This window comes from Chitinophaga varians, assembly GCF_014529945.1.
Classification (GTDB): Bacteria; Bacteroidota; Bacteroidia; order Chitinophagales; family Chitinophagaceae; genus Chitinophaga; species Chitinophaga varians.
Window position 1 is genome coordinate 1,301,328 of sequence record NZ_JACVFB010000001.1, and the last position, 13,847, is coordinate 1,315,174.

Sequence of the window (13,847 nt, forward strand, 5' to 3'; positions counted from 1 at the left end):
AATTTATTAATTAGACAATAGGGGCATCAACAGCCATTTCACATCAGGGGCGTTGCTGCTGCTTATACATAGCATACCATCCCAGCGAACGTTTGTCGCTGGCAGCATCGGGATCACCAAACAAGTAAAACAGGGTGTTGCCATTAGGCGGAAGTTTAAGTAATCCGAGGAACTTGAGGGCTATCTCTGTAAACATCAGCATAAAGGTTGGTTGTCCTTTATCTTCCACCTGGGTCAGGCGAATTTGTCCGATAGAGAGCGTCAGTACCGTTTGAAGGCTCAACAGTTTTCCGCCGCCACTGCTTCCGGGCAAAGCAATGCCAATGCCGGCCTGGTAACGATCTCCTGTGCTCGCGGGAGACCAGGACAGCAACAGGTATGCATTCAGTCCTATATTACCGGCCAGTGCTCCCGGTGTTCCCATGTTTAACTTGCAACGCAGGCCGTACCACCCATCTCTGCCCGGACCAGGCAAAGGCATGTCCGCAACGATATCAAGAAAGCCATTGTCCTTCGGGGTTTTATCGGATGGGGCCACGATCAGGTTTTCCAGGCCAAGCTGTAACTGATTATAAATACTGCCGGTACGAAGACTACTTACATTGGGTGCGGGATTAAACCGTATTTCATCTGCGGAAAAAGACAATTGATTTTTCCCGGGATCATTATTGGAATACAACATCCGTATACCCAGATTTGAAAAGTTCAGCCCTTTATGTAACAGGTCCTGCTTTTCCTCATTACCAAAGGAAAACAAGTCAAAAGCCTGACCATCCTGTTTCTTTAGTATGTTATAGTCGATATAGCCGTTCAGTCCAAACCAGCTTTCCTGTTCTGCCTTACCTGTTACTGTTCTGCTGGATAATAGCGCACCGGTAATTTCTATTTTGTTGATGATGTTGTTGTCGAGGTAGAAGGCGTCGTCGTTTTGGCTGGACAGGCTGTAAACGGGCCGTCGCTGTATCATCTGCAGGTTTCCGGTCAGCAGCACATTCTTGTATAAATTAGCCGGATCATATACTTTGGAAACATTGGAACCAAACAATTTATTGAGCGTCAATTGAGCATAACTCTCGAAGCCTTTAACGGCGGTATTTTCAAATAGTACTTTCAGGGCCAGCAATTTGAAATCATATTCATTGGTGGTGCCCGGCGGAATTGCCTGAATAGGTATGATGTCTTTAAAGCCCGGGTCGAGGTAATAGATCAGCCCAAAAAAAGAAGAAGGTTTATTCAGTTCGGGAATGCCGTTGCTATTGAGTTCTACAGGGCTCACTTCAATACCCAGGTGATGAGCGTTAAAATCCGATGGGTTGGAAACTCCGGCCACAATACCCGAGAGGTTTTTGGGCATATTGGTGATGTCTACCCGAAGGAATAAAATGCCGGTCCAGGTTTCGCTGATCGCGATAGTGTTGAACTTGTCAAAATAGTCGCTGGTTTGTTCGTAGGCATTCTTAAAATAATTCTGTAGCCAGTTGGATAGGATGACCAGCTGGGCCGGGTCCGGATTGCCCCCTGTCTGAGGAATGGAGAAATCTTTGGCCTGGCTCCATTTTTTAGGGTTCGCAATCAGGCAGTTGGCCACGTCGTCGGGGTCATATAACTTACCCTTGCGCCCTTTAAAGATCATGAGGTTGCGATAATCGCCGTAAGTCTGATTAGTGCCTACGTTAACGGTCAGTTCCCAATTGCCGATAGTCACTACGTTGGAGAAGCCGGAGAGGCAGGTAGCGTCGCTGGCTACCAGAAATACATCACTCGACTGCATGGCGGTGATCACCTGTTCAGAGGGGCCGTTAAATGAAATTTCTTCTTTGCCGTTTTTCCCCAGCAGGAACTGGTCCCAATGAACAGCCGTACCATCTTTGCTTTGTGTTGTTGTGGCCAGTATGCCGCTGGGGGTGGTGGCATAGTGGATGTCCGATTCCAGCTGTCCGTTTTTTAGCAGATGGGCATTCGTGGTAGACTGCTTTGTGATCACCTGGCGGCGTTGAGGCGACAGTACCACGGCTTCCAGTGCTGTAACGTCATCCAGGGTCATGTTCACCGGCTGTGCGCCTGTGGTGATGCCTGCATAGGGGAACAGCGGGAAAAAGGTTTTCTTATCGGCTGTAAAGGAAAAGGCGATATCCGTCGGGTTGAGAATGCCGGTAGTTTCCGTGTCTGCGAGGACCTTCGCATACAAGGATGCGCCGGCAGGCTGTGCAACATAGGGCACGGCAGTTCCGGAGGCGGTAAATATCGTTGCCCACGATGTCAGATAATCTGCTGAAAACGGAGAGGCCAGTGAGTCGCCCGGTGCTGCCAGAGGAGAGGCCAGCACAAAAGGGAAACGTTTTACGCAGGCGGGTTGTCCGGCCTCAAACCGAATGATCGCTGCGTTATTGTCTAACTTAAAAAATTCGGTACCGGACAGCCCTCCGCCTACATTAGGGATAGCCGTTTCCGTTACTACCTGGAAGTCGCCGTCCGGCGCCATGTAATAAGGGAGGTCGTAACCAGCCGGCAACGCGCACAGCACAAAGGAGGCAGGATGGTCGGTATTCGTAAGGGGGAGCAAGCTAATAGCCGACCCAAATACGGACGCATAGTTTGATAACCTGGCCAGATCGTTACCTGATACAGTTTCTACCTGGTTGTAAGGTGGGTCGTCTATTTTCGTGATCTGATAGGCAAATCCGGCGTAAGTGAATCTCGTTCTTTTAGGATTGTATGGATCTACAGGGTCATAGCTCATATGAAAACCTGTATATATTGTTTTGGTGTCGTGCAGTGGCGGGGCGGCAAAAAGAGGATAGAAGCAGCCCTGGTATATGTCGGGTGTTGCAGGTTTTGATACGAATGAATAAAAGCCCCTTTGCGGTACAGCTGCTGCCTGCTGTGGGTCTTCATTCAGCGCGATATCTGAGAGAATACAACCCCTGGAAGTTCCTGTAAAAGGAATAAAGACATTCTTTTCTGCCACAGGGGCAGAAGTTTCCGGTGTAGCAGGGTAGGTGATGGTGAGACCCGGAAAGTCTTCTTCAGCATTGACCGCCGGCGCTACCGGGCTATCGGCGGCGAGCAACAATGACGCATTTAATATCTCCGCAGAAAAATGAGCGGCTACCACCACCTGCATGTCCAGCCCTTTCTTCAGGGCCAATAACTGAAAAGTGGCGGCTGATGCAGCGAGTGTTGCCCATACCAGCGAGGCATGTTCGATACTGCCTTTGGGGAAACGCTTTTGGAGCGCGTCTATCAACGCCTGCATGTCTTGTCCTGCCGGCACGCTCTTCAAAAAGACAAACAAACCGGTGAATCCTGACCAGGCAGCGTCATAGCTGATCGACTCAGGGAAATCCGTTGCATCAGTTAAATAATATCCGAAGAAGTTCAGCTCATTACCTGCTTCAGTAGAGATATAAAGAGCTGTTTGCTGAAAGCGCTGAAATAGATACATACTACGCGAATTTGAAAGCAACAATTTTATCTTCAGACCAATAGCCTCCACCAAAACGGTATAAAGACTGATAGAACTGATTGCTGCCATTTTGGGTTTGTCCGGCTATATAGTAATATGTTTTAGGCGCTCCTGTCTTATTCTCCAGCAGGATGGTGCCTGTTAGTACACCATATACTGCACCTTGTGTCAGACAGCCGCTTGCCAGGTTAAGACCGATTACATCCGGGGTAGGTGTTACAGAGCCGGGAGCGTCAGCAAACGTTGAACGTAGCCAGCATATACCGGTACAGGTACCGTTCACGCTCATCAGCATGGTCACCATAACCGCATGTTTGCCCGGCGCCAGCGTGATAGAACTTCCGGTAGCGATAAAAGCAGTGGTGGAGGGTATTGTTACCGGCCCCGCGATTTTTCCAATGGCAACACTTCCGCCTGCGCCGGAAGGACCGGTTGGACCTATGGGACCCGTAGCACCTGTTGAACCAGGTGTTCCAGGTCCGCCGGAAGGCCCTGTAGCACCCGTGGAACCGGTATCTCCTTTAGGCCCTGTGGCGCCGGTCGTTCCCGGTCCGCCGGAAGGCCCTGTAGCACCCGTGGAACCGGTATCTCCTTTAGGCCCTGTGGCGCCGGTTGTTCCCGGTCCTCCGGAAGGCCCTGTAGCACCCGTGGAACCGGTATCTCCTTTAGGCCCTGTGGCGCCGGTTGTTCCCGGTCCGCCGGAAGGCCCTGTGGCACCCGTAGAACCAGTATCTCCTTTAGGCCCCGTGGCGCCGGTTGTTCCCGGTCCGCCGGAAGGCCCTGTAGCACCCGTGGAACCGGTATCTCCTTTAGGCCCTGTGGCGCCGGTTGTTCCCGGTCCGCCGGAAGGCCCTGTAGCGCCCGTAGAACCAGTATCTCCTTTAGGCCCCGTGGCGCCGGTTGTTCCCGGTCCGCCGGAAGGTCCTGTAGCACCCGTAGCACCGGTATCTCCTTTAGGCCCTGTGGCGCCGGTTGTTCCCGGTCCGCCGGAAGGCCCTGTAGCACCCGTGGAACCGGTATCTCCTTTAGGCCCCGTGGCGCCGGTTGTTCCCGGTCCGCCGGAAGGTCCTGTAGCGCCGGTAGAACCAGTATCTCCTTTAGGCCCCGTGGCGCCGGTTGTACCGGGATCACCGGAAGGCCCTGTAGCGCCAGTGGCACCGGTATCTCCCTGGGGGCCTGTAGGGCCGGAGAGACCATCCGGGCCAGTGGCTCCCATTGGACCGGTTGGACCTGTACTGCCTACTGGTCCGGTGGGACCGATAGGCCCTGTAGGACCAGTGATGCTATTGGCGATCAACGTTACCCAACCGGTAGGTCCGGTAACACCGGTAACACCTTGCGGGCCTGTAGGGCCGGTAGCGCCTTGTGGACCAGTGGCGCCTATGGGGCCCGTAGGGCCAACAGGACCCGTGCCGCCGGTTGTCCCCTGGGGACCGGTAGCACCAGTAGCTCCGGTTGGACCTTGTGGACCGGTAGCCCCGGTGGCACCTGGCGTCTCAGTAAGATTACGTTCTTCTGTTGCCATGATGTAGTATGGTTGAGGGATTTATAAATGGGGTTGATAAAATCTGAGAGAAGGAGTTTAAGCCGAGATCGTATTCTTAGCCTGAGGATAGCTTTTACATAACCAGTCGAGATTTAATCTGTCGGGCGATCGCTCGTACCAGCCTTTGCCCCACAGATCGTATAACATTTCAAAGTATTCCTGGTACATCAGCGACACACGATCTGTGCTGAAGTTGTCGATGGCCCAGTTGCGACAGGCTTCCGGACGTATCGCCTCCGTGTGCTCCGCAGCCCAGCAGAACTGATCAAATGTTCTGCAGCGGTAGCCGGTCACGCCATGCAAAACGTTTTCTCCGAATACGCCCCAGTCACTGCTAATCACCGGGGTGCCACTCATGGCCGCTTCGATGCTCACTCCGCCGAACGGCTCGATATAATAGGTCGGCATAAATACGGCCTTCGCTTTGGACAACAACGCCCTTCGCGTAGCTACGTCCGCAAAACCAACATGTTCAACATGACTATCCCGGATGAAAATTTGTTCTTTTTCATTCTCCAACGTACCCTGACCGGCCACCAGGAGCCTCGCGTTGATCTCTTTGGTGGTTTGAACTGCCACATCAACCCCCTTCCTGTGTGTGATTCTGCCCAGGTATAAAAACCAGTCTTCTTTCTGTTCAGAGAAAGTGAAGTCTGCCGGATCAAAAAAATTCGGAATAACGGCATCATACCAACTACCGTTTCTGATGTTATTCAATCCATATACGTGCGTCATCCAGGTATAGGATTCAAATACTCTGTATTTTGAAAAGATGCTTTCGTATCCTACGCCTGATTCTACCACCATCAGGCTGGCATCAAATGCACGGGCAATAGGCTCGTGCCCCCAGCCCCAGGCACATAGCAGGAAGTCTCTGGGCTGCAGTCGTTTGCTGATTTCTTCAATGCAGTGACGATAGAAGGTCTGATGGTATTGGTCACCGGTATCATAGTGGAATTGTTCCGTATGAAAATTAGTGCGGTAGAACTGCTGTCTGAAGTCTTCCCTGACGATGATGATATTTTCCGTACAAGAGGGATCGCTGCCTTCACCACCGTAATGATATACTTCATGGCCCAGCTTTGTAAGCATGGAACAGAGTTTATATACCTTCTGGGTATATGCACAACTGATATAAGACTTATTGGTGATGGTATGGGGGATACCAGGAATGTGAAACCTCATAGGAGCAGTTGTAAAAAGTAAGTACGGCTATTTAAGGGGGTCCCGGTTGTTGTGCACTCGTCTTAACAAGTAAGACACGCCAACCAGGATAAAAATGCATAACGTCCCTATAAATTTCAGGAATTTCCGGATGAATAGCAAAAAGATCTTTGAAAACATCGGGAGACAGCATTGGGCTATATAATGTATAGCATTTTGTCTATTTTTATGTCGTTATCATTTTCGCCTTTCAAATCATTATATGCGATACAAGCTATATTTGTTAACCGGTCTCATTCTATTCGCTTTTTCATTGTATAAGTTGAAACAGTCGGTGGATTTCATCCAGGGAAGTGAACGGGCTGTGGGTACCGTTACCTCGCTGGAAGAAAGCGATGGCGCCTACTCCCCGGTTTTTTCCGTGAAAACGAAAGAAAACGACGAGATCATTTACCACCATCCATCTGCCAGTAACCCGGCCGGGTGGGCGGTAGGAGAAGAAGCTATTTTTCTGTATGATCCTAAAAACCCGCATTCTGCTACGATGATGAGTTATTTCTGGCTTTTCAGCTGGGCGATAGTTGCTATGGCCGCCGCTATTCCGCTGATGATTGTTGGGGCCGCTTACTACTGGCTCTATCCGCTAACAGAAGGCTATACGAGGAAAGTGAATAATAGTTTTCAGTAATTCCTTAAATGCTAAACAGATGATCATATATCTCATTTTTATAGTCGTAGGCGGTTTGCTGTTAGCCGGCGCTTTGTTGGACCTGAAGGGCCGGCTGGCATTTGTAAAAGGTAGCGAGCGGGCAGTGGGCACTGTTGTGCGGCTGGCTGAAAGCACAGATACAGAGGGCACCTTTTATGCACCTGTTTTTGATATCCCTACCAGCCTGGATGAAATAATAACGTATAGGCATGCAACCGCTGCCTCATCTCCGGAGTGGGAGATAGGAGAGACGGCTGTGTTCATATTCGAACCAGGTAAGCCGGATACCCTAAGGTTCCTTAGTTACTGGACGATTTTTTGGTGGCCCCTGTGCCTGGTGGGGGTGGCGGTAGACCTTTTGGTAATTGGAGGAGGTTATTTTCTGTTGTACGGATATTTTGGTCATTAAGGCGCCATACAAGCGCATTGTATCAACAAACAGGCCGGCATTCACGAAGATGCCGGCCTGTTTGTTGAAGTGATTGTTTATGGTTAGTCTTTATAGGTCCCCACTTCGCACATCGCGGCAAACTGTTGCCCATCATAGGAACTTTTCATATTCAGCTTGAAATAGCGGAAGTTTTTTACAGCAGAAAGCACGATATTTTGTGGATTGGTGGTTTGTGCCAGCGTGAAATCACCGAGTGAAGTCCAGGTGGAGTTATTGTTGCTGGTGAGAATTTCCACCACTTTCACCATTCTGCTGCTCCGCTGTTTGAAGGTAAACCGGTTTACATCCAGTGCCTGTCCCATATCGATGGTGATGTAATGCGGATAGCTGGCAGCATTAGAAGACCACCGGGAGTGCCAGAAAGAACTGCCGGAACCGTCAATGATATTGACGGCTGCGCCGTTTTCGCCGGCGGTTTCTTCAGAGCTAAAGGCGGCCACTGTCCATCCGGTTTTATCGTATACTACCTTATCGCCGAAAGTCACAACGGGAACATCATTTACGAAGCTATAGGCAGCCACATAGCTGGTGATGCTGCCATTTTCGTGGCAAAGCCGGATGGTGAATTCGTAATTGGTATTCCCCTTATCCCTGAAATCACTAACGGGCATGCTGATACGAAAGCTGTCGGTGCCGATGGGCTTGGAGGCAAATGTGACGGAATTATAGCCGCCATTGTCGTTACCGGTATTACGATTGTAATAGGCGATATCTTTCACTGCTTTGGTAGCAGAAAACTTACCGGACACAATGATGCTCGCCGAGGCACTGTTATAGTCTGCGTATACCCGTGTCACCTGGCATCCGGGATCTGTGTACCAGTCGCTTCTGGTAACGGCGCTGAACAGCTGGCCGTTGGCCAGTATAGCGGCATCTGCCGGGGAGAAATAGGTGGGCGCCTTTCCTAAAGTGCCGTTGCCATAACCCATCAGCGTAGTGCCATACTGAATATTTTGCGATTGAGCGCCTCCGTTATGCGGGAGGTTAATGCCATGTCCCATTTCATGGGCCATACCGCCAATCCATTTGGTCGAAAATTTATCATCCGGTTTCCCCAGGTTGATCGTATCCAGGCCGGTGTAGTCCAGCGCGAAACACCAGCGGCCGATGCCGTAGAATGGTCCGCCACTTGGATCTCCGTTGGCGCCATAGGAATAGGTGGGGATGATCACCATGATATGATCACTTTTTTTCTCTGTAGGGTGAGCGGCAAAGTAGGCATTGACTTCATTCATCACGGCGCCGGAGCCGCCATCGTAAGGATAACTGTTCTTACCCAGTTGTCCGCGGACCAGCGATATTTTCAGCTGGCCAACGGAGTCTGTTGGCAGCCCCAGTGTTTTGCCGGTGTAGCCCCATTGGTTCATCCATTTGGAGGTAAAATTCTGCATGTACCGGAATACACCGTTTAGTCTTGCCCGGTATCCCGGCACGGTGTCCAGGTCGGACGGAACGAAATAGACGACGTTCAGCATATAGGTCCCGTTAGCCACGCTGTTGGTTATGGCCAACGAAGCCCCGGCATCGGTTTTTTGTAATGCGGTAGCATCCGGCTGTTTCTGACAGCTGGTCATGGCCATCATGAGTAGGACGGTTACCACCATGAAAGGAAAGATTTTGGTCATTGTTTACTGTTTTTAAATGAAGAATTATGGTTTTGTCAGATAGTATGCTACGTTACATGCATCCCATGAGGAAATAACAGGCCAACTGCGGTAAGATAAAGTGTAAAGTGCACAAGGCTGCGGGTTTTGATTGATGGGTAGAAAACAATCATCGCAGTGGTTTTCCACTATGGTTAATGTTTCATTGTTCTATTCAAATATAGTGAATAGTTCTACGTAACAGCAATATTTTTTTTGTTTAAAAGGGATCGGTTTTAACGGAGAAATCAATAAGGCTGCATGAAAATAAAGTCTGCCTTGTTGGAAAATTGCCTAGCTTTGCTGCAGCTTCATTTCACTAAATTCCATATCAACCGTGTCAGTCCAAAATGCGTTGAAATTTTTAGCACAATACAGGGAACTGGAAAAGGAACAATTAAAGGGCGCCCCAACCCTGGAAAAATTGGCTGATTGGGCAACAGCGGCGCATCTCGCCTGTTCTGTTGAAGAGCTTGAAAAAGCCTTTCAGATCGACTGGGAGATGCGTTGGATAGAACACTCCAGACAAAAATAGATATGCTGAGTATTGATCAACTGAAACGTGTTTATACGAATGAACAGTTACTGGTAATCCTCTTCACGCGCTTGTATTTTGGAACGCAGGGAATAGATACCCTACGGGAATTTCTCGACAGGGAAACGATTGACTGGATGTCGTTTTATAAACTTATTTCGGTGAATGATATAAGGGGATTTGTTTATCACATTGTCTCGGAATCAAAGATTGACATGGATGCCTCGGTTTATAGTGCCCTGAAAAAGGACGTGATGGGCATTAGCCTGTTTGGCGCTTATCAGGCGGATTTATTACGTCGGTTGAAACCGGCATTTGAACAGTTAGGCATTACCGTTATTCCATATAAGGGGAGGGTGCTGGCCGAACGCTATTACAGCTCCCCGCTTTTGAGGGAAGGATCCGATATTGACTTCCTGATATCCAAAGATGACCTGCTTCCCTTAAGGAAATACCTGCTTGAAAATGGTTTTATGTCCACTTATAACGTCTCGGAGCATCAGCTGGGTTTTGCCGTGCGCTATCATCGTGAGCTGCCGTTTAAGTCTCCGAAAGACAGGATGGGTATTTCCTGTTCCGTTGAACTGCAGTGGAAACTACTTGGAAGTTATTTTGGCCCTTTTCCGCAGTATGATTTTTTTATTCAGCATCTACAGCCATATACCACTGCTGATGGGGCCACGCAGATGGGGCTGGCGCCGACCTATGATTTTTTATGTGTGGCCTCTAATCATTTAATCAAGGAAGCACTGGCCAGATTTAAGTATGTGATAGACCTGGCGGCCATCATTCATACTTCTTCCGGCCAAATGGACTGGGGCGAAATCAACCGACAATTTAAGCAGCATCGCTTCTCCAATTTTCTTTGGTCGGGCCTCCGTGCATTAGAGGACATTGTTGGACTTCAGTTTCCGATACCGGATATTCCGGCAGTGCCTTATCATTTGTTTGCCGCCACAGAACTCCGGTCGGGGAAGGCGCTTTATTTGGCACTGATCAAACAAACAAATTTAACGCGCTCGTTGGCTGGTAGAATAAAATTTAGCCTGAGAGCCTATTGGTATTGGTTATTGCCTAATTATAAGGACCTGGAGGCAACAAAGGGCCCTGCATGGGCTATTCCATTTCTCATTCCCGTAAAATCGCTCAAATTCATTTATACCTACCTCACAAAGTAACCATTGCTTGCGCATATTTATGCAGCGCATTTAAAATGGTAATGGTGGCGAAGTTCTTTTTTTCATCTTTGACGATGATGACCTTTTCTCCTTTTTCATGAGCTGTGTCATGCGGATGTGGAGATCTTAGTTCAGCGGAAGGGTTCCAGTACCCGGATGATTGTTGAGCCATGAGTAGATAATCCGCCATGCGCTGTAACAGGTTGTGGTGGCCTGCCTGTTGAGGGGAACATAACAGTATTCTTAGCAGCAGGGCCGTTTTAAACGCACTGGGAACAGCATTGGCCAGTTCCCTTTGTGCCTGATCAACCGCCCATTTTACGGCCTTCTCTATCGTTCCTTTATACAAATTGGCATCTTTAGCAGAAAGGGCTTCCACGCTGAGCGCCGTAACATATTCATATCCATCCCACCAATAGCTGTACCAGTATCCTGTTGACTGCTGTTGTTTCAGCAGATAGTCGATGGCGTGCTGATAACCAGCCAGGGCATAGGCGGCAGTAACACAACAATGAGGTATTTGCCAACCGTGAAACGATTCGGCCGATTTGCTACCCACGGCCGCAAACGGTGAATAGGTGCTGATACCGCCATCTTCTGCCACATAGTGTTGCATCATATCTGCGAGGGGTGCCGGAAATTCTTTCGAGAACCCTGCTGCGTTGACGAAAAGCCATGTCCAGACAGTGCTGTCGGCATCTGCGGGCGTGAGCATATTGTAACCCCATCCTTCCTGTTCTCTGTAACGGGTTTGCAGTATCCTCCATGCTTTTTCCAGCGCCGTACTGACCTTAGGAGATTTTAAATGTGCCAGGTGGCAGGCTACATAGGCCGTAACCCATTCGTCGCTGCTGCCCGGAACAAGGTGAAAGTCTTTCCACCAGCCCGACTGCAGCTGGCTGGACAGGAGATAGTCAATTCCTTTGTTCAGTACCTGTTGAATATCCGGAGTTGTTGCTTGCCCGTGTTGGGCATCTGCCTGGTTATCCTCCTTTTTGAAGGCTTTCCATCGGCTTTCATAACCGAGATAGGCTTTTAACGCTACTGTTTTATCAGGATGATAAGACACCTTTACATGAGAAATCCATTTTTTCAGGAATGTAAATTCATGCTGAGGTTTTGACAGGGAAGCTATCCATAAGTGTTCCGGCCAGCTATCGATCTGCCCCGGAAAGATGTCCCTGTCCCAGCTGAGAATGGCTTCTATCTTTTGCTGACACAGGTCCTGGTGCACGGGAAGTTTTTCAATGAAAGCACGCCAATATGTTTCCGTGTGCGGCGCCTCATTCCAAAAGCACTCGAAGCCAATCTGCGGATGAACATTTTTCCCGATGTCGATGCATAAAGTTACCCGGTCGGCATAATTGTAAATCAGGGAAATCCATTGATCTAGCGCAGGTCCGGTCCATGCATACCCGATTTGTTGCAGGAAATTGGAAACCGCTGCAAAGGAGAGTTTTTTGATATTGACCCGCAGCACTTCCGTGTCCCTGGAAAAGAGAATCCCCAGGTACCCCACGTGTGCCGGGGCACTACAGGCGCTGAATATGATCTCCAATGCGCTAAAATAGGCCTTGTTATCTCCCAGGGTGTCCTTCAACAGGGAAAAACAAAAGTCTCTCGTCTGGGAGGGCGTAAGACCTGCGTTTAGTTCGAAGAACAACAGCGGCGTTTTTATCCCCGAAGGAAGCACATCGAGTTCCAGAAAAATTTCTGCAATATGTTGATAACAGGCAGAGGAAGGGTCGGCCCAGGATTTTAAAAACCGCAACAACATTTCGTGTTCCTCGTCTCCGGTCAACCTGCGCCGGAGCCAGTTATAGATCGCGTTGAGGTCATCCTCCCTGCGTATGCAAAGTTGGAGATCTACCTGGTCGTCGTTGTTTAAGCGGCATTCCAGCCCAAACCTGATAATGGGAGGAAGGAAATCAGCTGCCTTTTTCAGCAATACCTGTTGCGCCGGAGAAACAAGTTGCCGGGGAAGCGTGTCACAAAATGTACCGGTCGCCTTTAACAGCGAATATTCATCACACATGCCGGGAAATACTTATGGTTTCGATGATTGAATCGTACACTTCATGAATACGCCGGATATCGTCCGGTGCGAAAATGTTATAGGAAGGTACTGTTTCCAGTAGTGTCATGGCTGATTGAAAGTAAATTCTCAGGTACTCTTTAGCGTTTACGCCCGGAAGTAACATCTCGTGCATCAATACGGATAGAGCGTCTTTCCCGGCTATGCCGGTGATCAGGTTTGGGGGAGAAGGCATGCGCTGATTGACGAAGAACACGGCCGCCACTTTCATAGGTAGCCCCGCGGTCTGCGAGGTTACCTGTTTGAAATAATATTTTTGTGTAAGCGCGTCGGCTTCCGGCGTTGCAGTCCAGTCTTCCGGCAAATCGAATACCCGTTGAAGCTGTGCCTGGGGGATCGATAAGGCGGCGGCTACGTCCGGATTTATTTTCAGGGAAGTTTCTCCCTGCGCCGCGAAAAACGAATGATCTTTCTGGTGCAGCAGCGAATAGTCGTCACACCATATGGCGTGCCCCCGTAAATGAAAATAAGTCGCCAATGTTGACTTACCGGCTCCCTTTGTGCCAATAAACAATACCACCTGATCATCGATGCAAATGGCGGATGCATGCAGACAGAAATGCCCCTGTTCCTGCAGGCAAAACTTGGTAATATTTCCCCGGACCAGTGACAGGACTGATTGAGGAGAGGCCATGTCTGAATACTGATAGAAGACGCTGCTGCCTGCTGATAAAATAAGGAAGCTGACAACAGGCTTTTGGTGGCGATGATATTCAAACAGGAAACACCTCTGGTTGTCAGAGGTGGTCCCTATTTGAATACGCTCACCAAATGCCGGCAGGGAAGGAGGCGGTGTAAATGTATCAAATACCATCTTACCTTTCAATGCGGCAAACTCAGCGTTGCTTAAATGGGTGAATGTTATATCGGGATGCACGAACAGATTCACCATTAAGAATTGTAGTATGGTCCACTGCCGCCATCCGATGCGCCCGAGGTGCCCGTGGTATTGGTTACTTCCCCGATTTTTCCGAGATCTTTTAATTCAGGTGATTGGTACACCTTTTTGGTTTCGTTGTTGGTTACTTCTTTCATAGTGTAAACATTCTTTTTAAATGTG

General features: G+C 49.3%; 11 protein-coding genes. 4 read left to right on the top strand and 7 right to left on the bottom strand.

What is annotated here, in order from left to right:
- Positions 1–43: 43 nt before the first annotated feature.
- Genes ICL55_RS04760 through ICL55_RS04770 form a run of 3 tightly spaced genes read right to left on the bottom strand, consistent with a single transcriptional unit; the run spans position 44 to position 6,104 of the window.
- Positions 44–3,445 (bottom strand): hypothetical protein, encoded by a 3,402-nt coding sequence (locus tag ICL55_RS04760; RefSeq protein WP_188094889.1) that lies wholly within the window; start codon positions 3,443–3,445, stop codon positions 44–46.
- 1 nt (position 3,446) lies between these two features.
- A complete protein-coding gene (locus ICL55_RS35370) occupies positions 3,447–4,991 on the bottom strand; it encodes a collagen-like domain-containing protein (RefSeq protein ID WP_188094890.1) in 1,545 nt (514 codons plus the stop codon).
- A 57-nt stretch (positions 4,992–5,048) separates the two neighbouring features.
- Positions 5,049–6,104, bottom strand: coding sequence for a glycosyltransferase (locus ICL55_RS04770; protein ID WP_188094891.1), 1,056 nt, complete (start codon positions 6,102–6,104; stop codon positions 5,049–5,051).
- Between the two features lie 334 nt (positions 6,105–6,438).
- Here ICL55_RS04770 and ICL55_RS04775 point away from each other — a divergent pair, with 334 nt between their 5' ends.
- Positions 6,439–6,864 (top strand): DUF3592 domain-containing protein, encoded by a 426-nt coding sequence (locus tag ICL55_RS04775; protein ID WP_188094892.1) that lies wholly within the window; start codon positions 6,439–6,441, stop codon positions 6,862–6,864.
- Positions 6,865–6,883: 19 nt separating this feature from the next.
- Positions 6,884–7,294, top strand: a complete 411-nt coding sequence (locus ICL55_RS04780) for a DUF3592 domain-containing protein (RefSeq protein WP_188094893.1) — start codon at positions 6,884–6,886, stop codon at positions 7,292–7,294.
- 83 nt (positions 7,295–7,377) lie between these two features.
- Here ICL55_RS04780 and ICL55_RS04785 read toward each other — a convergent pair whose 3' ends face one another.
- Positions 7,378–8,961: a discoidin domain-containing protein gene (locus ICL55_RS04785; RefSeq protein WP_188094894.1), complete on the bottom strand. Its 1,584-nt coding sequence runs from the start codon at positions 8,959–8,961 to the stop codon at positions 7,378–7,380.
- Positions 8,962–9,316: 355 nt separating this feature from the next.
- Between ICL55_RS04785 and ICL55_RS04790 the strand changes: the two genes are divergently transcribed.
- On the top strand, positions 9,317–9,514 hold the full coding sequence (locus tag ICL55_RS04790; RefSeq protein ID WP_188094895.1) for a hypothetical protein: 198 nt from the start codon (positions 9,317–9,319) through the stop codon (positions 9,512–9,514).
- Between the two features lie 2 nt (positions 9,515–9,516).
- A complete protein-coding gene (locus tag ICL55_RS04795; RefSeq protein WP_188094896.1) occupies positions 9,517–10,692 on the top strand; it encodes a nucleotidyltransferase family protein in 1,176 nt (391 codons plus the stop codon).
- Here ICL55_RS04795 and ICL55_RS04800 read toward each other — a convergent pair.
- The 3 genes from ICL55_RS04800 to ICL55_RS04810 are packed head-to-tail and all read right to left on the bottom strand — an operon-like array spanning position 10,682 to position 13,822.
- Entirely contained in the window at positions 10,682–12,727 is a 2,046-nt protein-coding gene (locus ICL55_RS04800) for a prenyltransferase/squalene oxidase repeat-containing protein (RefSeq protein WP_188094897.1), read from the bottom strand. The genes ICL55_RS04795 and ICL55_RS04800 overlap by 11 nt on opposite strands.
- Complete coding sequence (locus tag ICL55_RS04805) at positions 12,720–13,679, bottom strand: phosphoenolpyruvate carboxykinase (ATP) (protein ID WP_188094898.1); 960 nt, start codon at positions 13,677–13,679, stop codon at positions 12,720–12,722. The genes ICL55_RS04800 and ICL55_RS04805 overlap by 8 nt, the downstream gene beginning before the upstream one ends.
- Positions 13,679–13,822: a hypothetical protein gene (locus ICL55_RS04810; RefSeq protein WP_188094899.1), complete on the bottom strand. Its 144-nt coding sequence runs from the start codon at positions 13,820–13,822 to the stop codon at positions 13,679–13,681. The genes ICL55_RS04805 and ICL55_RS04810 overlap by 1 nt, the downstream gene beginning before the upstream one ends.
- Positions 13,823–13,847 lie beyond the last annotated feature (25 nt).

What these genes read in the sequence shown, in the direction of transcription:
- ICL55_RS04760 (WP_188094889.1), bottom strand. Translation starts at nt 3,445, where the DNA reads ATGTATCTATTTCAGCGCTTTCAGCAAACAGCTCTTTATATCTCTACT.
- ICL55_RS35370 (WP_188094890.1), bottom strand. Translation starts at nt 4,991, where the DNA reads ATGGCAACAGAAGAACGTAATCTTACTGAGACGCCAGGTGCCACCGGG.
- ICL55_RS04770 (WP_188094891.1), bottom strand. Translation starts at nt 6,104, where the DNA reads ATGCTTACAAAGCTGGGCCATGAAGTATATCATTACGGTGGTGAAGGC.
- ICL55_RS04775 (WP_188094892.1), top strand. Translation starts at nt 6,439, where the DNA reads ATGCGATACAAGCTATATTTGTTAACCGGTCTCATTCTATTCGCTTTT.
- ICL55_RS04780 (WP_188094893.1), top strand. Translation starts at nt 6,884, where the DNA reads ATGATCATATATCTCATTTTTATAGTCGTAGGCGGTTTGCTGTTAGCC.
- ICL55_RS04785 (WP_188094894.1), bottom strand. Translation starts at nt 8,961, where the DNA reads ATGACCAAAATCTTTCCTTTCATGGTGGTAACCGTCCTACTCATGATG.
- ICL55_RS04795 (WP_188094896.1), top strand. Translation starts at nt 9,517, where the DNA reads ATGCTGAGTATTGATCAACTGAAACGTGTTTATACGAATGAACAGTTA.
- ICL55_RS04800 (WP_188094897.1), bottom strand. Translation starts at nt 12,727, where the DNA reads ATGTGTGATGAATATTCGCTGTTAAAGGCGACCGGTACATTTTGTGAC.
- ICL55_RS04805 (WP_188094898.1), bottom strand. Translation starts at nt 13,679, where the DNA reads ATGGTGAATCTGTTCGTGCATCCCGATATAACATTCACCCATTTAAGC.
- ICL55_RS04810 (WP_188094899.1), bottom strand. Translation starts at nt 13,822, where the DNA reads ATGAAAGAAGTAACCAACAACGAAACCAAAAAGGTGTACCAATCACCT.